At 37.6% G+C, this 25,385-nt stretch carries 24 protein-coding genes and 1 other annotated feature; of the genes, 23 read left to right on the top strand and 1 reads right to left on the bottom strand.

The features are described from left to right. Window positions 1-58: 58 nt before the first annotated feature. The 22 genes from spoVE (at window position 59) to pyrR (ending at window position 22,436) form a co-directional block, all read left to right on the top strand. On the top strand, window positions 59-1,156 hold the full coding sequence (gene spoVE / locus LGQ02_RS13265; protein ID WP_226514841.1) for a stage V sporulation protein E: 1,098 nt from the start codon (window positions 59-61) through the stop codon (window positions 1,154-1,156). Between the two features lie 418 nt (window positions 1,157-1,574). After that, window positions 1,575-2,480: a UDP-N-acetylmuramate dehydrogenase gene (gene murB / locus LGQ02_RS13260; RefSeq protein WP_226514840.1), complete on the top strand. Its 906-nt coding sequence runs from the start codon at window positions 1,575-1,577 to the stop codon at window positions 2,478-2,480. Between the two features lie 183 nt (window positions 2,481-2,663). Next, window positions 2,664-3,446: a cell division protein FtsQ/DivIB gene (locus LGQ02_RS13255; protein WP_226514839.1), complete on the top strand. Its 783-nt coding sequence runs from the start codon at window positions 2,664-2,666 to the stop codon at window positions 3,444-3,446. Beyond that, the gene (locus LGQ02_RS13250; RefSeq protein ID WP_319003463.1) at window positions 3,421-4,131 is read left to right on the top strand and encodes a DUF881 domain-containing protein; all 711 of its coding nucleotides are present in this window, start codon (window positions 3,421-3,423) and stop codon (window positions 4,129-4,131) included. Before LGQ02_RS13255 ends, LGQ02_RS13250 begins: the two co-directional genes overlap by 26 nt. A 5-nt stretch (window positions 4,132-4,136) precedes the next feature. Continuing rightward, window positions 4,137-4,835: a DUF881 domain-containing protein gene (locus LGQ02_RS13245; protein ID WP_226514837.1), complete on the top strand. Its 699-nt coding sequence runs from the start codon at window positions 4,137-4,139 to the stop codon at window positions 4,833-4,835. Between the two features lies 1 nt (window position 4,836). Further along, window positions 4,837-5,202, top strand: coding sequence for a small basic family protein (locus tag LGQ02_RS13240; RefSeq protein WP_226514836.1), 366 nt, complete (start codon window positions 4,837-4,839; stop codon window positions 5,200-5,202). A 211-nt stretch (window positions 5,203-5,413) separates the two neighbouring features. Further along, window positions 5,414-6,718: a cell division protein FtsA gene (ftsA, locus tag LGQ02_RS13235; protein WP_226514835.1), complete on the top strand. Its 1,305-nt coding sequence runs from the start codon at window positions 5,414-5,416 to the stop codon at window positions 6,716-6,718. Between the two features lie 45 nt (window positions 6,719-6,763). Further along, on the top strand, window positions 6,764-7,906 hold the full coding sequence (gene ftsZ / locus LGQ02_RS13230) for a cell division protein FtsZ (protein ID WP_226514834.1): 1,143 nt from the start codon (window positions 6,764-6,766) through the stop codon (window positions 7,904-7,906). A 209-nt stretch (window positions 7,907-8,115) separates the two neighbouring features. Then, window positions 8,116-9,309: an ISL3 family transposase gene (locus LGQ02_RS13225; protein WP_226514668.1), complete on the top strand. Its 1,194-nt coding sequence runs from the start codon at window positions 8,116-8,118 to the stop codon at window positions 9,307-9,309. A 1,037-nt stretch (window positions 9,310-10,346) separates the two neighbouring features. After that, entirely contained in the window at window positions 10,347-11,267 is a 921-nt protein-coding gene (gene spoIIGA / locus LGQ02_RS13220) for a sigma-E processing peptidase SpoIIGA (RefSeq protein ID WP_226514833.1), read from the top strand. Between the two features lie 22 nt (window positions 11,268-11,289). Further along, window positions 11,290-12,009 carry an RNA polymerase sporulation sigma factor SigE gene (gene sigE, locus LGQ02_RS13215; RefSeq protein ID WP_226514832.1) on the top strand — a complete coding sequence of 240 codons (720 nt, stop codon included), beginning with the start codon at window positions 11,290-11,292 and terminating at the stop codon, window positions 12,007-12,009. A 127-nt stretch (window positions 12,010-12,136) separates the two neighbouring features. Then, window positions 12,137-12,922, top strand: a complete 786-nt coding sequence (gene sigG, locus LGQ02_RS13210) for an RNA polymerase sporulation sigma factor SigG (RefSeq protein WP_226514831.1) — start codon at window positions 12,137-12,139, stop codon at window positions 12,920-12,922. Between the two features lie 399 nt (window positions 12,923-13,321). Then, entirely contained in the window at window positions 13,322-13,597 is a 276-nt protein-coding gene (locus LGQ02_RS13205; RefSeq protein WP_226514830.1) for a YlmC/YmxH family sporulation protein, read from the top strand. Window positions 13,598-13,715: 118 nt separating this feature from the next. Then, window positions 13,716-14,390, top strand: a complete 675-nt coding sequence (locus tag LGQ02_RS13200) for a YggS family pyridoxal phosphate-dependent enzyme (protein ID WP_226514829.1) — start codon at window positions 13,716-13,718, stop codon at window positions 14,388-14,390. A gap of 33 nt (window positions 14,391-14,423) precedes the next feature. After that, window positions 14,424-14,873, top strand: coding sequence for a cell division protein SepF (locus tag LGQ02_RS13195; RefSeq protein WP_226514828.1), 450 nt, complete (start codon window positions 14,424-14,426; stop codon window positions 14,871-14,873). Between the two features lie 13 nt (window positions 14,874-14,886). Beyond that, complete coding sequence (locus tag LGQ02_RS13190) at window positions 14,887-15,153, top strand: YggT family protein (protein ID WP_226514827.1); 267 nt, start codon at window positions 14,887-14,889, stop codon at window positions 15,151-15,153. Window positions 15,154-15,191: 38 nt separating this feature from the next. Continuing rightward, complete coding sequence (locus LGQ02_RS13185) at window positions 15,192-15,965, top strand: YlmH family RNA-binding protein (RefSeq protein WP_226514826.1); 774 nt, start codon at window positions 15,192-15,194, stop codon at window positions 15,963-15,965. 124 nt (window positions 15,966-16,089) lie between these two features. After that, window positions 16,090-16,605 carry a DivIVA domain-containing protein gene (locus LGQ02_RS13180; protein WP_226514825.1) on the top strand — a complete coding sequence of 172 codons (516 nt, stop codon included), beginning with the start codon at window positions 16,090-16,092 and terminating at the stop codon, window positions 16,603-16,605. A 94-nt stretch (window positions 16,606-16,699) separates the two neighbouring features. Continuing rightward, window positions 16,700-16,932 (top strand) — a binding site (T-box leader). A 64-nt stretch (window positions 16,933-16,996) separates the two neighbouring features. Beyond that, window positions 16,997-19,759 (top strand): isoleucine--tRNA ligase, encoded by a 2,763-nt coding sequence (gene ileS, locus LGQ02_RS13175; protein WP_226514824.1) that lies wholly within the window; start codon window positions 16,997-16,999, stop codon window positions 19,757-19,759. 552 nt (window positions 19,760-20,311) lie between these two features. Further along, complete coding sequence (gene lspA, locus LGQ02_RS13170) at window positions 20,312-20,773, top strand: signal peptidase II (protein WP_226514823.1); 462 nt, start codon at window positions 20,312-20,314, stop codon at window positions 20,771-20,773. A 1-nt stretch (window position 20,774) separates the two neighbouring features. Next, a complete protein-coding gene (locus LGQ02_RS13165) occupies window positions 20,775-21,692 on the top strand; it encodes an RluA family pseudouridine synthase (protein ID WP_226514822.1) in 918 nt (305 codons plus the stop codon). Window positions 21,693-21,890: 198 nt separating this feature from the next. After that, window positions 21,891-22,436 (top strand): bifunctional pyr operon transcriptional regulator/uracil phosphoribosyltransferase PyrR, encoded by a 546-nt coding sequence (gene pyrR / locus LGQ02_RS13160; protein WP_226514821.1) that lies wholly within the window; start codon window positions 21,891-21,893, stop codon window positions 22,434-22,436. A gap of 313 nt (window positions 22,437-22,749) precedes the next feature. On the opposite strand, the gene LGQ02_RS13155 is transcribed toward pyrR, so the two are convergent. Next, window positions 22,750-23,865, bottom strand: a complete 1,116-nt coding sequence (locus tag LGQ02_RS13155; RefSeq protein ID WP_226514820.1) for an IS4 family transposase — start codon at window positions 23,863-23,865, stop codon at window positions 22,750-22,752. Between the two features lie 199 nt (window positions 23,866-24,064). Here LGQ02_RS13155 and uraA point away from each other — a divergent pair, with 199 nt between their 5' ends. After that, entirely contained in the window at window positions 24,065-25,381 is a 1,317-nt protein-coding gene (uraA, locus tag LGQ02_RS13150; RefSeq protein ID WP_226514819.1) for a uracil permease, read from the top strand. Window positions 25,382-25,385 lie beyond the last annotated feature (4 nt).

Below are 25,385 nucleotides of genomic sequence, written 5' to 3'. Positions count from 1 at the left end.
CAACTTGGACATACACATAGGTAATAGGGATTCTGTTCAAAAACGGAGGTGCACTCTATTGCCTAAAGTGAGGTCTGCTCCTGATTTACTCTTAATCGGAGCTACAGTATGTTTATTAATTGTTGGATTAATCATGGTTTATAGTGCAAGTGCAGTATGGGCTGATTATAAATTCGATGACTCTTTTTTCTTTTTAAAGCGGCAAATGTTTTTTGCAGGTCTTGGCCTCATTGCAATGTTTTTCATGATGAATATTGATTACTGGGGCTGGCGAGACATGGCCAAAATTTTTGTCATCATTTGTTTTGGTCTTTTGGTCATCGTGTTAATCCCTGGTGTTGGTCTCGTTCGTGGCGGTGCGCAAAGCTGGCTTGGGGTTGGTGCTTTTTCAATTCAGCCATCAGAATTTATGAAAATAGCAATGATCTTTTTTCTCTCTAAGTACTTAGCCGAAAATCAAAAGTACGTGACTACATGGAAGAGGGGGCTCCTTCCTTCTTTTGGGCTTGTGTTACTAGCTTTTGGCTTAATCATGCTTCAGCCTGACTTAGGAACTGGAATGGTTATGGTACTAACGTGTGTTGTGATGGTTTTTATCGCAGGCGCAAGAATTGCTCACTTCGTGTTTTTAGGAGTGGTTGGTCTTATCGGACTAGTGGGGTTAATTTTATCTGCTCCATATCGTTTAGAACGGATCACATCTTTTCTCGATCCGTGGCAAGACCCATTAGGTAGTGGATTTCAAATTATCCAATCACTATATGCAATCGGTCCAGGTGGTTTTTTAGGTTTAGGACTCGGAGCAAGTAGGCAAAAGTATTTTTATTTACCAGAGCCTCAAACAGATTTTATTTTTGCGATATTATCTGAGGAATTAGGATTTATTGGTGGTGCCTTTGTCCTTGCATGTTTTGCCATTCTTTTATGGCGGGGATTGAGAATAGCGCTATACGCACCAGACTTATATGGAAGCTTAATGGCTACGGGAATTATCGGAATGATAGCGATTCAAGTGATGATCAATATAGGTGTTGTTATTGGACTAATGCCGGTTACAGGGATTACCTTACCTTTACTAAGTTATGGTGGTTCATCTTTAACATTAATGTTAACGTCCATCGGTGTTTTATTAAATATCAGTAGGCATATGCGTTAATAAAAAAAGCTTTATTGAAAGGGAGCTCTCCAACTGAGACACTTGTTGGAAAGCTCCTATTTTTCTTTTTAGTTCCCTGAAATAACTTGTTGTATTAAAAATGTTGGTTTAGCGGAGAAGCTGTCAGCAATTTTAAAGAGGGGAATGATGAAATTGGCTCACATATCAGCACATTTGTAACAAAAAAGAAATATAAAAAGCTTGTTTTATCGCAATGTTAAACTTTAAGTTTACAATTACATAAAAAAGAGAATTCATATCATCAAGACAACTACTTTTAAGATATAATAAAATAAAATAAAAGAAGTGTTTCACCTAATAAATTCAACGTACATTTTCATATAATTATGGGAAGGATTACTTAAAGGTGAAGAAATGAAGCGTGTAATAAATAAATCGTACGTATAAGGAGGTTCGTATGAAAGAGACCATGCAAGCACTATCACAATTAGAAGGGGACGTTATTGAAAACGAACAGTTAAAAAATCATACAACTTGGAAAATAGGCGGACCAGCATCCCTTTTTTTTGAGCCACATTCTATAGAGGCATTAAAGCAAGGAATAGGAATTATTCATGATGAAGGTATCCCTTGGTTTGTTTTAGGGAGAGGTTCAAATTTACTAATTTCAGATAAGGGGATAGATGGTGTTGTCATTAAGCTTGGTGAAAAGCTAAGTGATTATTCACTAGAAGGAAATATTTTAAGAGTTGGTGCAGGCTATTCTTTAATAAAACTAGCAACTATTATTAGTAAAAAAGGATATTCGGGGTTAGAATTTGCGGCAGGAATACCAGGAACAGTGGGTGGAGCGATCTTTATGAATGCTGGTGCTCACGGCTCAGATGTATCCAAAATCTTAACACGAGCGCACGTCCTTTTTCCGGACGGATCAATGAAATGGATCGAAAATAAGGATATGGCATTTTCTTATCGAACATCTCGTTTACAGACCGAGAAAGGAATTGTCATTGAAGGGGAATTTGAGCTTCAGCAAGGTGATGCGCAAGTAATTAAGCAAGAGTTACAAAAAAACAAAGATTACCGTAGGGATACACAGCCTTGGAACTACCCTTGCTGTGGAAGTGTTTTTCGTAACCCTTTACCGCGCTATGCTGGTCAACTGATAGAAGAGTCTGGGTTAAAAGGCTTTTCGGTCGGCGGGGCCCAAGTGTCCACAGTACATGCAAACTTTATCGTGAATAAAGGTGACGCCACTTCTAAAGACGTATTGAACTTAATAAAACATATCCAAAATACAATTTTTGAAAAATATCATGTGAAGATGGAAACAGAGGTTGAACAAGTAGGAAATAGCGATTAAAATCATAGAGAAGGTAACTGTCTAAGGCAGGAATGATCCTGCCTTTTCGAATTTCTATACATCAATGAAACTTACGAAGTATAATTACCTTTGATTTTACACGCCATAAACTTGTACTTATAAATATCTTTCTATTTGATGAAATTTCTATGATCCCTTTCCTGTACAATGGAGGATAAGTCAATGAACGATAAAAAAGTAGTTGAAATTGAAGAGCGTATACCAACGTTAAAAGAACGGCGGAAGCAACGAGCAAATAGAAGACTTATTTTGTATGTGTCAACTTTCTTTTTACTAATGACTGTTGTCATCTACTTTCAAACATCCATTTCAAATGTCCAACACGTAGAGGTGAAGGGAACGGTATATTCAGAGGAAGACTGGGTGATTGAGGCGTCAGAGCTTTTAAATAACGTGAATATGTGGAGAATTGATAGTGATGCTGTTAAGAATCGAATTGAAAGCAACCCGCTAATTTCTGGATCTTCTGTCCAACGTCAATTTCCAAATTCCGTAACGGTTCATATAGAGGAATACAATGTGGTTGCTTACATATACGGCGATGAAAACTATCTTCCTCTAATTGAAACAGGAGAACGTATACCAAAAGAATTTATTCGTTCGTCTACTCCTTATGATGCACCTATTTTAAAAGGCTTTGAAGATGAAGATTTAATCGTGACAATGGCAGATGAACTGAATAAAGTGAAAAATCACCTACGCTACCATATGTCAGAAATATATATGACTCCAACTGAGAATGATGGTTCAAGAATTATGATTTACATGAATGATGGATTTGTTGTAAGCTCTACGGTTCGAGATTTCGCAGAACGTGTTGCCCCATATCCATCGGTTGTCGAACAGTTGGATCCTGATGAAGAAGGGATTGTTCATATGAGAATGAACCCTTATTTTGAGCGGTTTAATCCAGAGGAGGATGAAGAGATTGAAAGTGAAGGGTAGTCACGTCATATTTTCCCTTGTTCTTTTAGTGACTGGCTTTATTTTTGCCCTTAGTTATCAGTTAACAAATGATCAAACGGGACCAGTAGCGATACCTAACAATCAATGGCAAGCAGAAGATGAACTTCGAAATCAAGTCTTAATGGAACAGCAAATTAATCGTAATTTAACAGAAGAATTACGGTTTTTACAACAACAAATAACTGAGATTGAAGATGAGATGGCACACCGAGAACGAACGTATTTTAATTTAGTAGAGGACTTAGACCGTTTGCGTATGGTAACTGGAACTGTAGGAGTGAAAGGTGAAGGGGTTTCGGTAATGTTAGATGATGCTGAGTATATTCATGAAGAGGAGAACCCAAATAACTTCATCGTTCATGAACAGCATGTACAAATGGTTATTGATGAAATGCTCGTATCTGGAGCTGAAGCAATTGCTATAAATGGACATCGTATCAATCATCAAACGTATATTCAGTGTATAGGACCTGTCATAGAAGTTGATGGTCATACATCTTTCGCTCCATTTGAAATTACAGCTATTGGAGACAGCGAAACATTAACACAAGCTTTAAATATGACAGGTGGAGTTACTGACCGTTTAGTCAGTGATAACATTGAAGTTAGGATTGAAAAAAAGAATGAAATCACTCTAGATCCGTACTACGCTGAGAGAGGATGAAGCCAATGAAGGATCGTATGATCATCTTTACTTTTGTCACCTTAATAATTGGCTTTATGATCGCTATACAATTTCAAACAACAAAAGATACAGAAGTTAGAGATACACGTAGTATACATGAATTAAGACAAGCATTAACTATTGAAAAAGAAAGACAAAAAGAATTAAATGAAGAAATTGAAAAACACATTGAACTTCTAAATGAGTTAGAGCAATCTGAAGATGTGGAAGGAGTCATATTAGAGGTGATTAATGAGTTGGAAGAAGTTGCTGGGTTAACTGAAGCGAGTGGTCCTGGCGTAATTATCGACATTAGTCCACAGTTTGATGAAAGTTATTCTGGGGGCGGTATACGGTCAGTCCCACCACATTTATTACGAATGTTAGTTAATGAATTAAATATAAATGGCGCAAAAGAAATTGCAATTGGCCATCAACGGATTGTTTCAAACTCAGCGATTCGTGAAGCAAATGGGGTTACTCTTGTTAATAGTAGTCGAATGACGCAATTTCCATTAAAAGTGCGAGTCATTTCTGATGACCCAGAGAGACTCCACCATGCAATAATGTCATCTCAATCGATAGAATTTTTTTCCTATGAAAATTTCCGGATTGAATCTCAACCAATAAATCATGTGACATTACCTGCTTATGAGAGGTCATATCGCGTTCGTTATATGTCTCCGATAAAGGAGGATTCCTAATATGTGGCTTCCTATTATAGGTCTTTTCATCGGAATCCTCTTAGGACTTTTCTCTGAGTTTCGTATCCCAGATGAGTATAGCAGCTACCTATCTATCGCAGTGCTTGCAGCCCTAGATACATTATTTGGAGGCATTCGAGCTCATATGGAAAAAGTCTTTAATGAAAAGGTTTTTCTAACCGGATTTTTTACAAATATTATTTTAGCAGCGGGTTTGGCTTTTCTAGGTGTTCATCTTGGTGTAGACTTGTATTTAGCAGCTGTATTTGCATTTGGTGTTCGCCTCTTTCATAACATCGCTGTCATCCGACGAATTTTATTGAATAGATGGATGAAAACGAAAGGTGAGAAAGTGCATGAAACCTAAAATAAGCAAGATCATTTTATGCTGCTTTTTTATCAACGGGTCCCACTTTTAAAAAATCGAGATAATTTTTATATTAATTTTAAAAAAATATCTATGAAAAAAGGGGAATGGGGCTTCGTTGTTGAATAAGTTTCATATCTATACAAGTTTACCTATTAAAAGAAATTGACCATTGAAAAAAGTATGTATGCTTTAAAGGAGGTGCCAGCCAATGAACAACCAAGAAACATACGTAACATTAGATATAGGCACATCAAGCGTCCGCGTCATTATTGGAGAAATGTCGAACGGAACGTTGAATATCATTGGTGTTGGAGAAACAGATTCTAAAGGTATAAAAAAAGGTTCGATTGTTGATATAGATGAAACTGTTCAGTCGATTCAAGGAGCCGTTGAGAAAGCAGAAAGAATGATTGGGCTTTCGATTAACCATGTAATCGTCGGAATTACAGGTAATCATGTTCAACTTCAACCATGCCATGGTGTTGTTGCCGTATCGAGTGAAGACAGAGAGATTGGGAATGAAGATGTCACCAGAGTACTTGATGCAGCTCAAGTCATCTCAATTCCACCAGAAAGAGAAATTATTGATGTCATTCCGAAACAATTTATTGTCGATGGACTAGATGAAATTAATGATCCGCGTGGGATGATAGGTGTTCGTTTAGAGATGGAAGGGACGATCATTACTGGATCAAAAACGATGTTACATAATATCCTTCGTTGTGTAGAAAAAGCCGGCTTAAGTGTTGCAGACATTGTATTACAGCCTCTTGCTGCTGGTTCTATTGCACTATCTAAAGATGAAAAGAGTTTAGGTGTTGCTCTCATCGACTTAGGTGGGGGATCTACAACCGTTTCTATTTTTGAAAATGGGGTTCTACAAGCGACTTCTCAGCTTCCTCTAGGTGGAGACCATATTACAAATGACATTTCAGTTGGGTTACGAACATCTACAGAAGAAGCTGAATCTGTGAAGAAAGAATTTGGACATGCTTTTGTCGATCATGCCTCCGATGATGAAACTTTCGAAGTTTCGGAGATTGGTAGTGATCAAAAGCAAGAATTCTCGCAATGGCAGATAGCCAACATCATTGAACCGAGAATTGAAGAAATTTTACAATACGTACAAAAAGAAATTCAACGACTAGGTTATCGAGATTTAGCTGGAGGCTATGTGTTAACTGGTGGAACAGTTAAATTACCTGGTATTCTTGAACTAACTAGAGATGTGTTGCAAAAGAATGTACGTATTGCTATACCAGATTACATAGGTGTAAGGGAACCACATTACACAAATGCGGTTGGTATCATTACTTTTGCGCATCGTAACTTACGAATTCAAGGAAAAGAACTTCCTGCTGCATTATCAGGCCAAGAGGGCAGCAGTTTAGAATCCAATGAAAGAAATGAAAGACACGAACGGAAAGAACGTAAAGTAAAACAAAATGCACAGCCAGAAGGGCCAGGCGTAAAGAAAAAGGTCTCAAACTGGTTCAAGGTTTTCTTTGAATGAGAATGAATTTGAAAATGTGTACCAAGATGGATTGGGGGATCGGAAATGTTAGAATTTGAAATGGACATGGATCAATTAGCAACGATAAAAGTAATAGGTGTAGGTGGCGGCGGAAGTAACGCCGTAAACCGCATGATTGAAAATGGATTACAAGGTGTAGAGTTCATTGCAGTTAACACAGATGCACAAGCTCTTCATTTATCAAAAGCAGAAACGAAATTACAACTAGGTGGGAAGCTGACAAGAGGATTAGGAGCAGGTGCAAATCCTGAAGTTGGTAAAAAGGCAGCAGAAGAAAGTCGTGAATACCTAGAAGAAGCGCTAAGTGGTGCGGATATGGTCTTTATTACTGCTGGAATGGGTGGTGGAACTGGAACTGGTGCTGCTCCAGTTATCGCTGAAATTGCCAAAGAAGCTGGCGCGTTAACAGTAGGTGTTGTTACACGTCCATTTACCTTTGAAGGCCGTAAACGTATGATGCAAGCCGGTGGCGGTATTGATTCATTGAAAGAAAAAGTAGATACGTTAATCGTAATTCCGAATGACCGTTTACTTGAAATTGTTGATAAAAATACACCGATGCTTGAAGCATTTAGAGAAGCAGATAATGTATTACGTCAAGGTGTTCAAGGTATCTCGGACCTTATCGCAGTTCCAGGACTTATTAACTTAGACTTTGCTGATGTGAAAACAATCATGAGTGAAAAAGGTTCAGCTTTAATGGGGATTGGAGTTGCAACTGGTGAGAATAGAGCTGCAGAAGCGGCGAAAAAAGCCATTTCATCACCACTACTTGAAACTTCTATTGATGGAGCTCAAGGTGTTCTAATGAATATTACCGGCGGTACGAACTTAAGTCTTTTTGAAGTTCATGAAGCTGCTGAAATTGTATCAACAGCCTCAGACAGTGAAGTAAATATGATCTTCGGTTCCGTAATTAACGAGAATCTAAAAGATGAGATTGTCGTTACTGTCATTGCTACAGGTTTTGATGATGCACCACCAGTTGATAAAGGACAATCTGCTCAACCACAAGCTTCTGTTCAACGCTCAAAGCCAGTAAACAGAACAGAAACTCCACAAGAGCAGCCAGCATCAACTCCGAAAAAACAACCTTCTAATTCAGAAGATGAATTAGATACTTTAGATATTCCGACGTTCCTTAGAAACCGTAAACGTCGTACGTAATCACATAAGAATCATAGAGAATGTCTGAGTCAAATCAGGCATTCTTTTTTTTATACTTTAAGAATTTTGGTTCTATACTGAATGTTGTGGTCACCCTTATCGGATCAATGTTTCTCTTTGATCTAAAAAAAGACAAAAAAATAGCACCCAATTCTCTCTTTTTGTTAACCTTGAGTTACCACACAAAAAGAAACAAGGAGAGAATTAAGGTGCAACTAGATTTTATCACAAAGTTATTAGGGATTAAAGACAAGCATGTATTCGTATTTGATTCAGGAGAAGAAGAACAGTGCTTTTGGTTTGAACTTCATAGCGAAGTCCGAAAACAAAAGTGCCCAAAATGTAAAGAGAAGACAAAGCGAATCCATGGATATAGAATGCAATCGATTCAAGGAGCTCAGATAGCAGAGAAAAAGGTTTACTTACAATTAAGGAAACGCAGATATCGTTGTATGAACTGTGGCCATGCATTTTTTGAGAAGTTATCTTTTCTAGATAAATACCAACGACATACATCAATGCTTGCTCAAGAAGCGTTATCCTTATGTTCTGAAATGAGTTTTACACACGCAGCTAGAATCTCAGGAATGAGTACGAATCGTTACCTCCGCCTATTTGACAAACGGAAGATAACTGTAAACAAAGTCCTTCCAAGAGCGATTGCGATTGATGAGTTTAAGGGAGATGCAGGTAAAGAAAAGTACCAAACTGTGATCGTTGATGTAGAAAATCGACATATCATTGATATATTACCGGATCGAAAAGTGAAAACGATTGAAAATTACTTTAAAGAATGCGACACCGGTAAGGTAGAGATCGTTGTTATAGACTTATCCAAAGCATTTAAAGAAGCAGTACGTAGACAATTAGGGAGTCCACTAATCATAGCTGATCGGTTTCATTTCATGCGTCACGGGTACTGGGCATTTGATGAAGTGCGACGTGAACTACAGAATGAGTTACAAAAAGACCCTCGTATTAAGCTTAAACGATGTAAAGAACTCTTATGGAAGTCACCTGAAAAGCTTGATGAGAAAGGCAAAGCGAAGGTAGAAAAGCTATTACAAGCACACCCACAGTTAAGACAGGCATATGAAGTGAAAAATGCGCTAGACCAATGGTTTAAACAGAGTACACCAGAGAATGCGAAAGTTGGTTTAGAAGCATGGTATACCTTTGTGGAAGAGTCCGGCATTCCTTCATTTCAAAGGGTAGTAAAAATGTTTAAGAGATGGCAAACAGAGATCCTCCAATCGTTTATGTATCCTTATAACAATGGCTACATTGAAGGTGTGAATAATACAACGAAAGTAACGAAGAGGATGTCATATGGAATTAAAAGCTTTGAGAGATTACGAATGAAGATTTTGTGGAGACAAATGGTTAGATCCCATGCGGTTTAAACCGCATGGGTAGAGAGAATTGGGAATTTCTGCACAACAACAATTGACAGAGAGCCAGAATTTTTAACTTACTAAAGGATTAAAGTTATAACTGCTCCTGCGGTTACTCGTCGCAGACTACGTGCCTCTTCCTCTTCAAGTACTTCAAGGAAGAAGGTGCGTCGAGGCAGCTCGAAGCATATTCGGAGAAGCGAATGCTCGTTGCTCCTGCGCCGCTATGCTTGCTCGTCGCAGGTCGAAGTAGTCTCAGGGTTGTAGTGCTGTGTGCTCCTGCGGTTACTCGTCGCAGGTGAAGAGTACTAAGAATCTCTTTAACGATAAGCCAAATTGTTTATAAAAAAATGAACACGAGAGCCCATTTATATTCAAACGACATGGTGCGATTTTTTTCGTACTATGAAATATGAAAATGGTTTTATTATAAATTTATTAAGGTAAGTTTAGAAGCATGTTGTGAGACTCTAGCGACCAGCATTGGCTTCACGAGTTAGCTACGAGTTGTTTCAACGCAGCTAACGACAAAGCAATGCTAGAAGAGGAAGAAACAGGAACTGCACGAGCCGAAAATCACCTAAAAAGAAAGTATTGAGTTTTGGGAAGTTGAGGCCGTGCCCGAAGAAAGCGAAGCAACAAACACTGCTTCGTCGAACCACTGAGAGCTGCGCCGACGGATTCAGCTACGTAGCAAAAGCTAGTAGAGGAAGAAGCAACTTATGCTTCCAAACTAGATTTATTTTCAGGGTAGACAACCATGCTAGTGTATTGGCACCATGAGGAATAAAATAAAAACAACACAACGAACGTAAATATATACGATACCACGAAAAACATTCGACACCATTTGTTCTTCTTTAAATCCACGAGCAGCCTTATTTCTTCAGATTTATATCTACCTTTTATTTTTTTTACTAAAAATAGAGTGACAAGATATGTGCTAACGTGCCAAAATTAGTGTTATTTTCATTTCAAGATGTGACAGACATACCCGTTTATGTACGCTATACTATGTTCAAATTCCAAATCGGACGGTGGAAGCAGTGCAAATTTATTTAGATGTTGTTTGGCTATTAAACTTTCTTGTAGATTTTATGTTATTAACTTTGACTGCTATCGTTTTAAAACGTGACTTACGTAAATTCCGTTTAATTGTTGGCGCGCTGTTTGCTTCTTTTTATATTTTCTTATTATTTACACCGCTTCAGGATATTGCTGTTAATCCATTAATTAAAGGAATTTACTCTGTCTTTATCATTGTAATTACTTTTGGATTTCACCGTTTTAGACTTTTTATTCAAGCATGGTTAATGTTTTACTTTGTTAACTTTGCAGTAGGAGGTGGACTATTAGGAGTACACTTTTTCTTGCAAACAGATATGGATTTCATCCAAGGGACGTTTGCAACTCAAACAAGCGGTTTCGGAAGTCCAATAAGTTGGGCTTTCGTCATTATAGGATTACCGATCATGTACTATTATTCGAAAAAACGGTTCGAAGCAATTGAAACAGAAAAAATTCGATACGATGAAGTATATGATGTAAAAATAATAATTAATGACATCCAATTACATTTAAATGGGTTTGTGGATAGCGGGAATCGTCTTGAAGATCCGTTTACAAGGAAACCAGTCGTTGTCATAGATATGACGGAATTAGGAGATCAATTCCCTCTTTCCATCCAAAACTTAATAAAAGAACAAGATTTATCGAAAATGGAAGAGGTCCCTTCTGAATATCAAAGTAAAATTACTTTGCTTCCGTTTAGGACGGTAGGAGAAACAAATAAATTTATGTGGGCTGTCCGCCCCGATAGTATAACGCTTTATGATCAAGGAGAAGTATTTCAATGTCATTCTATTTTAATTGGTTTAAGTACATCGCCGTTATCTGACAGAAACGATTATCAATGCTTACTGCACCCTAGAATGATGCAACAGAAGAAAAAAATAGCGTTAGCATAGTAGAATATAAGGGGGAAGAAGCATGAATAAATGGAAACTTAAATTTCGTCTTTTCATCCATAAGGTATTAATGAAATTAGGGTTAAAATCTGATGAAGTGTTTTACATAGGAGGTAGTGAAGCGTTACCCCCTCCGTTATCGAAAGAAGAAGAAGCATATTTACTTAAAAAGTTACCAAATGGCGATGATTCCGTACGAGCGATGCTTATAGAACGCAATCTTCGTTTAGTCGTTTATATTGCGAGGAAATTTGAAAATACAGGAATTAATATAGAAGATTTAATTAGTATCGGGACGATCGGATTAATCAAAGCAGTTAATACTTTTGATCCTGAGAAGAAAATTAAACTGGCAACTTATGCATCAAGATGTATTGAAAACGAAATTTTAATGTATCTACGTCGTAATAATAAAATTCGTTCAGAAGTCTCTTTTGATGAACCATTAAATATCGACTGGGATGGAAATGAGCTTTTACTTTCAGATGTACTTGGTACGGAAGAAGACATTATTACACGTGGAATTGAAGATAAAGTTGACAGAAAGCTATTAGTTAAAGCGTTAGAAACGTTAAACGATCGAGAAAAGCAAATTATGGAGCTACGCTTTGGCCTTGCAGGAGATGAGGAGAAGACCCAAAAAGATGTAGCAGATATGCTTGGAATCTCTCAATCTTATATCTCTAGGTTAGAAAAAAGAATCATAAAGCGTCTTAAAAAAGAATTTAATAAAATGTTGTAATAAAAAAATAGGTAATATCAAGGCTTAGGGGGATCCTAGGCCTTTGTCTATGGATCTATTTCTGCATAAATTTCCCTCCTAAGGAGATACTGAATTTTGTACATTAGCTCCTTAAGGGGGGAAAGCATTGACACGAAATAAAGTTGAAATTTGCGGTGTCGATACGTCAAAACTTCCTGTATTGAAAAACAAAGAGATGCGAGTCCTCTTTGAACAATTACAAAACGGTGACGAGACCGCAAGAGAAAAGCTTGTGAATGGGAATTTACGTTTAGTATTAAGTGTCATTCAGCGATTTAATAATCGCGGGGAGTATGTCGATGACCTGTTTCAAGTAGGTTGTATCGGATTAATGAAATCCATCGATAATTTTGATTTGAGTCAAAATGTAAAATTCTCAACCTACGCAGTACCTATGATTATCGGTGAGATTCGTCGTTATTTACGTGATAATAATCCGATCCGTGTATCAAGGTCATTACGCGATATTGCGTATAAGGCGTTGCAAGTCCGAGACAATCTAATGAGTGAGAAAAGCCGGGAACGAGAGCCGACTGTTCAAGAAATTGCTAAAGTTTTAGACGTGCCAAAAGAGGATATTGTCTTCGCATTAGATGCAATCCAAGACCCAGTGTCCTTATTTGAACCAATCTATAATGACGGTGGTGATCCGATCTATGTCGTTGACCAAATTAGTGACGATAAACAAAAGGACATTCAGTGGATTGAAGAGATTGCTCTAAAAGAGGCGATGATTCGTTTAAATGACCGTGAAAAAATGATATTGGACATGCGTTTTTTCCAAGGGAAAACACAAATGGAAGTCGCAGACGAAATCGGCATCTCACAAGCGCAAGTATCTAGACTCGAAAAAGCAGCAATACAACAAATGAATAAACACGCAAAAGAGTAACTTGATTTTCAAGTTGCTCTTTTTTCTTGCATAGTGACTACCTGAAAATAATTACTTATGTTTGCCAGCTTATATGCTCGCTTTAACCTCTAGGCACGAGTGCGACATCCGTTCTAGCTTCGCTTCGCTTGCATTCACGGTGTCTTCTTTGCACCCCAGGGCACAAGTGCGACATCCGTTCATGCTTCACTTCGCTTGCATTCACGGTGTCTTCTTTGCACCCCAGGGCACAAGTGCGACATCCGTTCATGCTTCACTTCGCTTGCATTCACGGTGTCTTCTTTGCCGTGGGCGAGCCGGGGCAACAAACTTTAATAGTGGTAACGAGAAAAAAGAAATAAAGTCAGAAATATCGAAAGAGGTACTTGCATAAAATGTAAGGAATAGGAGGGGACGAGGATGCTAAAAATTTCTGATATCCAATCGAAGGACATCGTTAGCTTATCAGACGGACGGTTGTTAGGTCATATTTCAGACATTGATATTAATTTAGAAACAGGACGCGTTGAAGCGGTAATTTTAGGAGGAGGAAGAATGATGAATCTTTTCGGTAAAGAAGACGAAATCATCATTCCATGGAAAAACATCGTAAAAATCGGATCTGATGTGATCCTTGTTCGTTATCAAGGGTCAGGACAATTACAAGCTTCAACTGACGAAAAAGAGGAAAATTAACCACATTCAATTTTGTCTAGTGGTTAATTTTTCATGAAACCATTGCTTGCGGCGACAAGATTCTTTATGATTAAAGTAGAATATTGTTTTATCATGTAAGTTGGAAGGAGAAGCTCAAGTGTCAGTGAAGAATCAATTACAAAACGTACAAGCATCGATTGAAGAAGCTTGCCAAAAAAGTAACCGCAATGCAGCTGATGTAAACATTGTCGCTGTAACAAAATATGTTTCCATTGATCGAACAAAAGAAGCACTTGAAGCCGGAGTTGAACATATTGGTGAGAACCGTGCTGAAGATGGAATGGCAAAATGGAATGAATTAGGAGATAACGGCATTTGGCATTTTATAGGTAATCTCCAGTCACGTAAAGTAAAAGAAATGATTCATGCTTTTGATTATATTCATTCATTAGACAGAATGTCGTTAGCTAAAGAGGTCCAGAAACGGACACCAGAGGGCGAAAAAAAGAAATGTTTTGTTCAAGTAAATGTATCTGGGGAAAGTTCAAAATCGGGATTGTCAGTTGAGGAGACAATTCCATTTATAAAAGAACTCTGTAAATACAAAGCGATTGAAGTTGTTGGGCTAATGACAATGGCACCGTTTGTTGAAGATGCAGAAGAAGTACGTCCTTACTTTAGAAAGTTACGTGAATTAAAAGAAGAAATTCAACAGATGCAATTACCGCACGCTCCTTGTTCTCACTTGTCCATGGGAATGTCCAATGATTACACAGTGGCAGTTGAAGAAGGAGCTACTTTTATTCGGGTAGGTTCAGCACTTGTAGGTTAATTAACGTATGATGATGGAGTTGAGGTGGAGAGAATGAGTATTAAAAGAAAGTTTAAACGTTTTTTTGAATTAGAAGATGAATATAATGAAGCTGAGTTAGATGAAATGGAAGATATAGAACCTTCTCATACAAAGAAAGAAGTTCGTTTAGAAGACGTAAAGAATGCTCAAAAAGATCAAAAGGGTAATGTTGTTAGTTTATCGAGTATTCAATCACAAGCAAAAGTGATCTTAGTTGAACCTCATAGCTATGATGAAGTTCAAGAAATTGCAGATCATTTAAAAAACCGCAAAGCAGTTGTCATTAATTTACAACGCTTGCCAAGAGATCAAGCAAAACGAATTGTAGATTTTTTAAGTGGCACTGTTTATGCGATTGGTGGAGATATTCAAAAACTCGGAATGAATATTTTCTTATGCACCCCTGATAATGTAGATGTAACAGGGAATATTTCTGAGATGGTAAAAGAGAACAACTTATAGGGTGGTGAAATGAATGTTAGGCACGATTGAAGGTTTAATTATAAATGTTATGACGATTTATTTAGTCTTATGCGTAATCTACATCTTTATGTCTTGGTTTCCAAATGCAAGAGGGACGGGCTTTGGTCAAATAGTCGGAAGGTTAGTAGAGCCTTACTTAGCACCATTTCGTCAAATGATTCCACCACTTGGTATGATCGATATCTCACCAATCGTTGCGATTTTTTCATTAAATTTAGCGATGTATGGCGTACGCTTTTTATTCAGTTTAATAGGGTAACAAGTCTAATAAATAATATAATTCCGGAGTGAGCAAGTATGAGTATTTATGATCACTTTCGAAAGGACGAGCATCCGTTTGTTGACCAAGTAATAGAATGGAAATCAATTGTAATCGAACAGTATCGTCCAAAGCTCACTGATTTTCTTGACCCACGACAACAAGCGATTGTTTCTAGTATTTTCGGTGAAAACGATGATGTGAAATATTCTTTTTGGGGCGGACACGAAAAGACTGAACGAAAAAGAGTGCTTGTATACCCTTCATATTATTCTCCTAATGAAGAGGATTATGAAATGAAATTATTTCATGTCGAATATCCTCACAAATTTATTACGATTGAACATCGTCAAATATTAGGAGCATTGATGAATATTGGGGTAATAAGGGAAAAATTTGGCGATATTTTATCTAATGGAACATCATATCAAATCGTCGTTGCTAAAGAAGTGGCTGACTTTGTTGAATGGAATTTAACAGCTGTTGGGAAAGCAAAAATAACGTTAACAGAGATTGAGCAAAGTGAAATGATTGAACCAAAAGCTGAATACCAATTTTCCCAAGTTACAGTGTCATCTTTAAGGTTAGATGTCGTCATTGCTGAAGCGTATCGACAGTCAAGGTCAAAGGTTAAACCGATGATTGAAGGTAGCTTAATAAAAGTAAATTGGAAAACAGTTGAAGATCCTAGTTACCAATTACAAGAACACGACGTGTTATCTGTTAGAGGGAAAGGTCGATGTTTCATTTCAAGTTGTGAAGGTCAGACGAAAAAAGGAAAATGGCGTTTGACAATTGGATTTCCTAAATAAATTATTTTGTCATACAAGCAGGAACTTAAATGGACCTTGTCGAAATACGTGTACATATCTATTTCTGTTGGGTAATATTTAATTATATATATTTTCTTTAAAACAAGTTGGAGGTGGCTTCTATATGCCGTTAACACCATTAGATATTCATAATAAAGAATTTACTCGTGGTTTTCGTGGGTACGATGAAGATGAAGTGAATGAATTTTTAGACCAAGTCATTAAAGATTATGAAATTGTGATTCGAGAGAAAAAAGATTTACAAGATCGTGTTTATGAATTAGAAGAAAAGCTTAAACACTTCTCAAACATAGAAACGACATTAAATAAATCTATTTTAGTTGCACAAGAGACTGCTGAAGATGTAAGACGAAATGCAGAAAAAGAAGCGAAGCTCATAATAAAAGAGTCTGAAAAAAATGCAGACAGAATTGTTAATGAAGCATTGTCAAAATCTAGAAAGATTGCATTAGAAATCGAAGAACTTAAAAAACAGTCGTCTGTTTATCGCACTCGTTTTAAAATGTTGTTAGAAGCACAATTAGAAATGTTAAATAATGATGAGTGGGATAAGCTAAGCGAATTTACAGAAGAAGAAGAAGAAGGTACAAACGAATCTTTTGAGAATGTCAAAGGATAATCTTGACGCTTAAATCATCTTTATCATATACTTTTATAAGCAATTTAAAATTATTAGTTTGAATTTCGTTTTATCTGGTCAAAATGTTAATAACTTTAAGACGTTGATAGGGACAGTACTTTTTATCGTTTTGCTAAAGCGAGCCAGAGTTGGTGAGAGTCTGGTGCAAATGTAAAAAGGAAGATCACCCTTGAGTTACACACTGAAAATGTCAATGAGTAGGATGTGTCGGTTCATTTACCGTTATGAAATGCTGAAGTGAACAGCTCGTTTAGTCATATAAGCTGTTTATAAGGGTGGTACCGCGGGTTCCTTCTCGTCCCTTTTTGTGGATGAGAAGGTTTTTTTGTTTTTTTGCCAGAATGCGGAAATATAAAGGAGGATGTTACAAATGGAATACAAAGATACATTATTAATGCCAAAAACAGAATTCCCAATGCGCGGGAATTTGCCAAATCGTGAACCAAAAATGCAGGAAGAATGGCACGAACAAGAAATCTACAATAAAGTGCAAGAAAGAACGAAAGGAAGACCGGTGTTTGTTTTACATGATGGACCTCCATACGCAAACGGAGACATTCATATGGGGCATGCATTAAACAAAATCTTGAAAGATTTTATCGTTCGTTATAAGTCGATGTCGGGGTTCCATGCACCGTATGTGCCAGGATGGGATACTCATGGCCTTCCAATTGAGACGGCCTTAACGAAAAAAGGGAAAGTAGATCGTAAAAAGCTTAGCGTTGCAGAATTCCGTCAAAAGTGTGAGGAATATGCATTAAACCAAATTGACAGTCAAAGAGAGCAATTTAAGCGTCTAGGTGTTCGTGGTGATTGGGATAACCCATATGTAACATTAAACCCTGAATACGAGGCACAACAAATTCGTGTATTTGGCGAAATGGCGAAACGTGGCTATATTTACAAAGGGAAAAAGCCTGTATATTGGTCACCATCTTCAGAATCTGCGTTAGCGGAAGCGGAAATCGAGTATCATGACAAACGTTCCCCATCGATTTACGTTGCATTTGATGTGAAAGACGGTCGAGGCGTATTAGATGGAGATGAAAAATACGTCATCTGGACAACAACTCCATGGACAATTCCAGCAAACTTAGCGATTGCACTTCACCCAGAATTAACGTACGCAGTCGTAAATGTTAATAACAATAAATACATTGTTGCAGAAGGACTCGTTGAACAGCTAGTTGAAGAATTTGAGTGGACAGACCACGAAGTTGTGAAAACATATAAAGGTGCTGAACTAGAAAAAACGGTTGCGAAACATCCGTTTTATGAAAGAGATTCCTTAGTTATTTTAGGTGAACACGTCACTTTAGAAGCTGGAACTGGCTGTGTTCATACAGCACCAGGTCACGGTGAAGACGACTATATCGTCGGACAACAATACGGCTTAGACGTTTTATGTCCAGTTAACGATAAAGGTGTATTTACTGAAGAAGCACCAATGTTTGATGGGCTGTTTTATGATGCCGCCAACAAACCAATTACTGAAAAGCTTGATGAAGTTGGGTCACTTCTTAAATTAAACTTTATGACACATTCTTACCCGCACGATTGGAGAACGAAAAAACCAGTTATTTTCCGTGCGACAGCACAATGGTTTGCGTCAATTAAAGACTTCCGTGAAGAATTATTAAAAGAGATCCAAGACGTTGAATGGTTACCAAAATGGGGAGAAACTCGTTTATTCAATATGGTTCGTGACCGAGGAGACTGGTGTATTTCACGTCAACGTGCTTGGGGTGTACCAATTCCGATTTTCTATGGTGAAAATGACGAACCGATCATTACGGACGAAACGATCGAACATGTTTCAAATCTATTCCGTGAACATGGTTCTAACATCTGGTTTGAATGGGAAACGAAAGACCTTCTACCAGAAGGCTTCACTTCTGAACATAGTCCAAATGGTGAATTCACAAAAGAAATGGATATTATGGACGTTTGGTTCGATTCTGGATCTTCACATCAGTCCGTGTTAGAAGAAAGAGATGATCTTGTTCGTCCGGCTGATCTTTACTTAGAAGGTTCAGACCAATATCGTGGCTGGTTTAACTCATCCTTATCGACAGCCGTAGCTGTAACAGGGAAGGCACCTTACAAAGCCGTATTAAGCCATGGTTTTACATTAGATGGTGAAGGACGCAAAATGAGTAAATCATTAGGGAATGTTATTATTCCGGATAAAGTGATGAAGCAACTAGGTGCCGATATTTTACGTTTATGGGTCGCTTCTGTTGATTATCAAGCAGATGTTCGTGTATCAGATAACATCTTGAAACAAGTTGCAGAAGTATATCGTAAAATTCGTAATACGTTCCGCTTCTTACTCGGAAACGTTCATGATTTTAATCCTGAAACGAACACAGTAGCCTTTGAAGATTTATCTGAACTAGACCAATACATGCTTGTGAAACTAAATGATTTAGTGAAAGAAGTAAAAGGCAGCTATGAAGACTACCAATTTGCATCTGTATATAACAGAATCCATAACTTCTGTACAATTGAGTTGAGTTCATTCTATATGGATATTGCAAAAGATACATTATATATCCAACATGCAGATCACCCTGACCGACGTGGTATTCAAACGGTCATGTATGAAACGTTAATGACGTTAACTAAGCTAATTGCACCAATTTTATCGCATACGACAGATGAAGTATGGAAGCACATTCCAAACGTTGATGCAGAGAGTGTTCAATTAACAGATATGCCAGAAGTAAAAACATTTGAACAAACAGAAGCGTTGAAAAATAAGTGGGACCGCTTCATGGAATTACGTGACGATGTCTTAAAAGCATTAGAAGAAGCAAGAAATGAAAAAGGCATTAAGAAAAGTTTACAAGCACACGTTTATTTATATGCCGATGGTAAAGACAAAGAGCTTTTAGAAGGTGTGTCAAACTTAAATAAACTATTTATTACATCTCAAGCAACATTAGCTGGAGAGAGAAATGATGCACCAAGTGAAGCAAAGTCATACGAACATCTTCAAGTGAATGTTGACTTTGCAGAAGGCGAAAAGTGCGACCGTTGCTGGATTATCACACCATCACTCGGTAAAAATGAAAACCACCCAACTTTATGTGAAAGTTGTACAGATATCATCGTCAACCATTACGAATAAGGGTAGAGATGCTAATCAAGTGCCTGGTTCTCCTGAGGAGAAGCTAGGCACTTTTTTATAAGTAGTTCCGTTTAAAGGGAGAAAACCGAAAATAACAACTCATTTTTGGAGGTAATTGGCGCACCCTCGGGAAAGCGTCCGTCTGAAGTGAAGTTCACACTCATCATTCGGAATTTCGCATCATATTTTGAGTTATGAAATTGATTCCATTTTATAAAGAAAAAATTAATGATGAAACAATGGTGTATTCGTATTGAATCTATTACTCGAAGAAGTGAAAGGCGGCGACTCCAGCACAAGCACAACTTCACGAGTAAGCTACGCGCTACAGACTAGTTCCGTTTATAAAAAAGTATAAGTGGTTGTAACTAAGGACATTCATCGTGCTCGTCAGAGTGGGGAAGGCTCCTTTGAAGCATCCATAGTGACTGTAAATGAAATAACTACAAAATAAGGCTGAAAATCGAGTAAAAGAACAGAAAATAAATTGTTTGTTACGGTTGGCTGTGCTAAAATTCATAAGGTACAAATGTTTTGAATGGAGGAAACAATGTGTTTTATTACCTCATTGCGGTTATCATCATAATTATTGATCAATGGACAAAATGGTTAGTCGAAAAAAACATGGAATTACGAGAAAGTATCCCGGTCATTGAAGGATTCTTTTACCTGACATCACACAGAAACGCAGGTGCCGCGTTTGGCATTTTACAAGGACAAATGTGGTTGTTTTTTATTGCGACGATTATTGTTGTCGTTGTCGTTGTATACTACATACAAAAATACACAAAACATAATAAATGGTTAGGTGTAGCATTAGGCCTCGTTTTAGGTGGTGCTATCGGTAACTTTATTGACCGAATGTTACGTGGTGAAGTCGTGGACTTTTTCGATGTATATATATTTGCTTATAACTATCCGATTTTTAATGTGGCAGATATGGCGCTTGTAGCTGGGGTTATTATGCTTATTATTCACGTTTTTACAGAAGAAAAGAAGCAAAGGAAGTCATAATATGAATGAATACCAATTAACAGTAGAAGACAAGGGAGTACGTATTGATAAATATATAGCAGACCACTTTCAAGATTGGTCACGTTCTCTCATTCAACAATGGATTAAAGATGGACATATTAAAGTAAACGGCGAAAAGGTTAAAAGTAATTATAAAGTTAGCATCGGAGATTCTATTTCAATTAATGAACCTGAGCCAGAACCATTAGACGTTAAAGCTGAAGACATGGACTTAGATATTATTTACGAAGATGAAGATGTTCTCGTCGTAAATAAAGAACGTGGGATGGTTGTACACCCTGCACCAGGGCATTATGAAGGAACTCTCGTCAATGGGTTAATGGCTCATTGTAAAGATCTTTCAGGCATTAATGGCGTGATGCGCCCAGGGATTGTTCACCGTATTGATAAAGATACGTCAGGATTATTAATGGTTGCAAAAAATGATTTAGCTCATGAATCATTAGTGAATCAATTGAAAAATAAAGAAACGAAAAGAAGATATTTGGCGATTGTTACCGGTGTGATTTCACACGAAACAGGTACTGTTGATGCACCAATTGGTCGTGATGATAAGGATCGTCAAAGTATGACTGTGACAGATAAAAATAGTAAAGAAGCCGTTACACATTTTCATGTCGTGGAGAGGTTTTTAAATAACACTCTCGTGGCTTGTGATTTAGAAACCGGGAGAACTCACCAAATCCGTGTTCATATGAAATATATTGGTTTTCCAATCGCTGGTGATCCTAAATATGGGCCAAGAAAGAAACAAGAGTTACCAATTGAAGGTCAAGCGTTACACGCAGAAACGATTGGATTTAAACACCCAAGAACGAATGAAATGTTAACCTTCCATGCACCACTACCAAATGATATGGAAGAGTGTCTGAAGGAGCTACGTAAAAAAAGTCATTGACTTTTAAACAAGAGCATGACACAATATGATAAGAAATTGCATAACGGACACCTTTAATATCAGTCCCGTGAGGCTGAGAAGGGATGACACTTCAATAGGTGAAGTGTATACTTTTACAGATCATTCCCCTCTCATCGTAACGGTGAGAGGTTTTTTTCGATCTAAGGGTCCAAATCCTGAAAAAGGAGGGGAAAAAAGATGTCGAAATCGATTTTAGATGAGCAAGCGGTCAGGCGAGCATTAACGAGAATAGCTCATGAAATTATTGAGCGTAATAAAGGGATCGACGACCTTATTCTTGTCGGAATTAAAACGAGAGGAATTTACATAGCTCGTAGATTGGCTGAGAAGATTGCTCAAATTGAAGGTGAAAACGTTGCAGTTGGTGACATTGACATTACGTTATATCGTGATGATCTAACAACGAAAACGCAAGATGATGAGCCTGAACTGAAAGGCACGGATATAACAGCAGATATTAATAATAAAAAAGTCGTACTTGTCGACGATGTTTTATATACTGGCCGTACAGTAAGAGCTGCATTAGATGCCATAATGGATATCGGAAGACCTTCACAAATTCAATTAGCTGTTTTAATTGATCGTGGCCACCGAGAACTTCCAATCCGACCTGACTTCATCGGTAAGAATGTACCTACTTCTAAATCAGAAGTTGTAGAAGCAAAATTAAGTGATGTCGATCAAATCGACGAAGTTGTTATTACACAAAAAACCTCCCTTTAAACCAGTCCCGTGAGGCTGACAAGGGGTATACTCCTCTCTTGCTTTTGACCTACCTACATTTAGGTCATATTGCAAGCTTGTGACGATACCTCTTTGTGCAGCAAAGAGGTTTTTTGTTGTATCCCAATTAATATTAAGTGAAACAAAAGTAGCATGTATATTTTATCACTAGTGTTGCATAAATAGTGTCGTAATTTTCAGTTTAATTGTATAACCTTCTCAGAGCCAAAAAGGTAAATACCCAATTAAAGGTGGCTCCATCCATTTGGAAATTAATTTACAATTAGACTAGTGCGACAATGACAAAACTCTGTTAAGGGATGGCTTTCCCTTCAATCTTTCGAAGCCAAATATGCGCTGATTTCCACAATGCAGCCCTTAAATAACGGCTAATTTGCAAGGTTTTTATCCTACTATTTGTCTCAATTTGAGCGAGTACATGCAGACAATAAACAATCAGTGCAATAAATATTTGGTTTTGGATTGCCCATTCGCTTTGCCCATAGAACTTCTTGACTCTGAGATGTTGCTTTATCCACTTGAAAAACAATTCGATTGCCCAGCGTGATTTATACATCTCTGAAATTTCTTCGGCGCTTAAATCAAATCGATTGGTGATCAGTTGCAGTTCATTCCCTTTAGAATCAATCACTTTTAAAAGACGAAAGTAATTTTCAGCACGATTTTGCGTTGTTCCAATCAAGACCATTTGATCGGATAAAACAGATGATTCTTTAGGTAGTATAAAGTCGTCAACTACCCGTATCACAGCGTTCTTCCTTAGCCTTGACAGGAAAAAGTAGCCATCGTCAGTCATACGATCGAAGCGTTCATAGTCGAGATAACCACGGTCAAACACGTACATGCACTCTTTGTCATCAACCATGACTTCCAGCTGATTACGATCGTGTTCCTTCGCTGTTGTAATCAAGGCTTTTTCAGGGTATGAAACTCCTTTTTCCATAAAAACTAGTCGCAAATGTAACTTCACACCAGCTTTTGTTTTGCGGAATTTTGCCCATCTATGATTCGTTAAATTCAACGGCATGGTGCTTGAATCAACGATCTTTAATGGCATAATGAGTTTCGTGTAATGTGTTTTGGCATGTATTTGCCCAACTAAATCCAAAAATAGCTGTTGAAATAAATCTGGATTCATGCCGTTCAATCGTCGTGAAAGCTGAGAAATACTGATGGAATCAAGATCAATCCCTTTTTGTAGTTGATCATCAAAGAGACAATCACTCAGTGCATGGAGACTTTCTACCTCTTCTAGCTGTGCGTATAGTAATAATTTCAAGAATGATTCTGTCGTAAGTTTCTTTGTATAAAAATCTAATTTCAATGTTTTCACCTGTTCATTAAATAATCGAAGATTTATTGGTGAAAACCATTGTCCAAATGAAGTTTTTCGTGTAATCTTATCCATGAGTTGGTCCTTTATTATTGGATTTGGACGGGATTACCACCTGACTTATCCATTATAAAGGACTTTTTCTTTGCACAAAATAACTTTATTGAACATTTTGAGTATTTTTAATAGTTAGCCTAAATTAATGCAACACTAGTGATATTTTATAAACATGCAACGTATGTTTGGGATAATTAGATCATGAGGAGGAAATGTGATGAAAAATCGAACGGTAGAAATTAATGAGGTACCAAGGTTAGACAAGTGGATCGTCTTAAGTATACAGCACCTTTTTGCGATGTTTGGAGCAACGATTCTCGTCCCAATGTTAGTAGGATTAAGTCCAGCAGTTGCGCTTGTATCAAGTGGTTTAGGGACTTTAGCATACCTACTCGTAACAAGAGGGCAAATTCCGGCATACTTAGGTTCTTCATTCGCATTTATTATGCCAATTATTGCAGCGATGACCATAGGTGGACCTGAAGGGGCAATGATTGGTAGTTTCTTCGCTGGACTTGTTTATGGCGTAGTCGCGCTTATTATCAAAGCAACAGGAATTCATTGGCTTATGGCACTACTACCACCAATTGTTGTCGGACCCGTCATTATGGTTATCGGTCTAGGCCTAGCAGGAGTAGCAATTGACATGGCAATGAATGACGCAGATGGATTTTATAACGGAACTTACTTTAGTGTCGCATTAATTACATTATTTATAACGATTATAGCATCAATATTCTTTAAAGGATTTTTCGGACTCATTCCAATTTTAATTGGGATAGTTGGTGGATATTTTGTCGCATACTTTCAAGGTTTAGTAGATTTTACACCTGTACGTGAAGCGAACTGGATCCAAGCACCTGACTTTATTGTTCCGTTTGTAACATACAGCCCAGCATTCTCTTGGGAGATTATTGCGATCATGGTTCCAATCGCGCTCGTAACGTTATCTGAACATATTGGTGACCAAATGGTTTTAAGTAAAGTTGTGAAAAGAAACTTTATTAAAAAACCAGGCCTTCATCGTTCGATCTTTGGTGACGGTATTGCAACAGTAATTAGTTCATTCATCGGCGGACCACCGAATACAACATACGGTGAAAACATCGGGGTTGTGGCCTTAACGAGAGTGTTTAGTGTGTTTGTTATTGGTGGGGCGGCAACAATAGCGATTATCTTCGGCTTCGTAGGAAAAGTTTCCGCACTCATTACAACGATTCCAACCCCAGTAATGGGAGGGGTATCGATCCTTCTGTTCGGTATCATTGCATCGAACGGATTAAGAATGTTAATTGACAATAACGTTGATATTGGGAAAAAACGAAACTTAATCATTTCCTCTGTTATTCTTGTCGTCGGTATTGGTGGAGCCATCATCCAAGTAACGGATGCGATTGAAGTGGCAGGTATGGCATTAGCGACAGTCATAGGGATTTTACTAAACTTCATCTTGCCAGGACGAGAAAAAGTAAAAGATACAGATGCAATGTTTGATGTAAATAAAGAAAGAGAGAGAAATGAAGAGGCAATATAACAAA

This window comes from Bacillus shivajii (assembly GCF_020519665.1).
GTDB classification, from domain to species: Bacteria; Bacillota; Bacilli; order Bacillales; family Salisediminibacteriaceae; genus Bacillus_CA; species Bacillus_CA shivajii.
The sequence above is the reverse complement of the archived record's forward strand: the minus strand, read 5'-3'. Positions and strand labels throughout refer to the sequence as shown.

Excerpts from the sequence above, each read along its gene's own strand:
- LGQ02_RS13165 (WP_226514822.1), top strand. The coding sequence starts at position 20,775 with ATGAATGAATACCAATTAACAGTAGAAGACAAGGGAGTACGTATTGAT.
- murB (WP_226514840.1), top strand. The coding sequence starts at position 1,575 with ATGAAAGAGACCATGCAAGCACTATCACAATTAGAAGGGGACGTTATT.
- ftsZ (WP_226514834.1), top strand. The coding sequence starts at position 6,764 with ATGTTAGAATTTGAAATGGACATGGATCAATTAGCAACGATAAAAGTA.
- uraA (WP_226514819.1), top strand. The coding sequence starts at position 24,065 with ATGAAAAATCGAACGGTAGAAATTAATGAGGTACCAAGGTTAGACAAG.
- pyrR (WP_226514821.1), top strand. The coding sequence starts at position 21,891 with ATGTCGAAATCGATTTTAGATGAGCAAGCGGTCAGGCGAGCATTAACG.
- LGQ02_RS13155 (WP_226514820.1), bottom strand. The coding sequence starts at position 23,865 with ATGGATAAGATTACACGAAAAACTTCATTTGGACAATGGTTTTCACCA.
- LGQ02_RS13245 (WP_226514837.1), top strand. The coding sequence starts at position 4,137 with ATGAAGGATCGTATGATCATCTTTACTTTTGTCACCTTAATAATTGGC.
- LGQ02_RS13255 (WP_226514839.1), top strand. The coding sequence starts at position 2,664 with ATGAACGATAAAAAAGTAGTTGAAATTGAAGAGCGTATACCAACGTTA.
- LGQ02_RS13185 (WP_226514826.1), top strand. The coding sequence starts at position 15,192 with ATGAGTATTTATGATCACTTTCGAAAGGACGAGCATCCGTTTGTTGAC.
- LGQ02_RS13195 (WP_226514828.1), top strand. The coding sequence starts at position 14,424 with ATGAGTATTAAAAGAAAGTTTAAACGTTTTTTTGAATTAGAAGATGAA.
- LGQ02_RS13205 (WP_226514830.1), top strand. The coding sequence starts at position 13,322 with ATGCTAAAAATTTCTGATATCCAATCGAAGGACATCGTTAGCTTATCA.
- LGQ02_RS13180 (WP_226514825.1), top strand. The coding sequence starts at position 16,090 with ATGCCGTTAACACCATTAGATATTCATAATAAAGAATTTACTCGTGGT.
- ftsA (WP_226514835.1), top strand. The coding sequence starts at position 5,414 with ATGAACAACCAAGAAACATACGTAACATTAGATATAGGCACATCAAGC.
- LGQ02_RS13250 (WP_319003463.1), top strand. The coding sequence starts at position 3,421 with ATGAAGAGATTGAAAGTGAAGGGTAGTCACGTCATATTTTCCCTTGTT.
- ileS (WP_226514824.1), top strand. The coding sequence starts at position 16,997 with ATGGAATACAAAGATACATTATTAATGCCAAAAACAGAATTCCCAATG.
- LGQ02_RS13240 (WP_226514836.1), top strand. The coding sequence starts at position 4,837 with ATGTGGCTTCCTATTATAGGTCTTTTCATCGGAATCCTCTTAGGACTT.
- sigE (WP_226514832.1), top strand. The coding sequence starts at position 11,290 with ATGAATAAATGGAAACTTAAATTTCGTCTTTTCATCCATAAGGTATTA.
- LGQ02_RS13190 (WP_226514827.1), top strand. The coding sequence starts at position 14,887 with ATGTTAGGCACGATTGAAGGTTTAATTATAAATGTTATGACGATTTAT.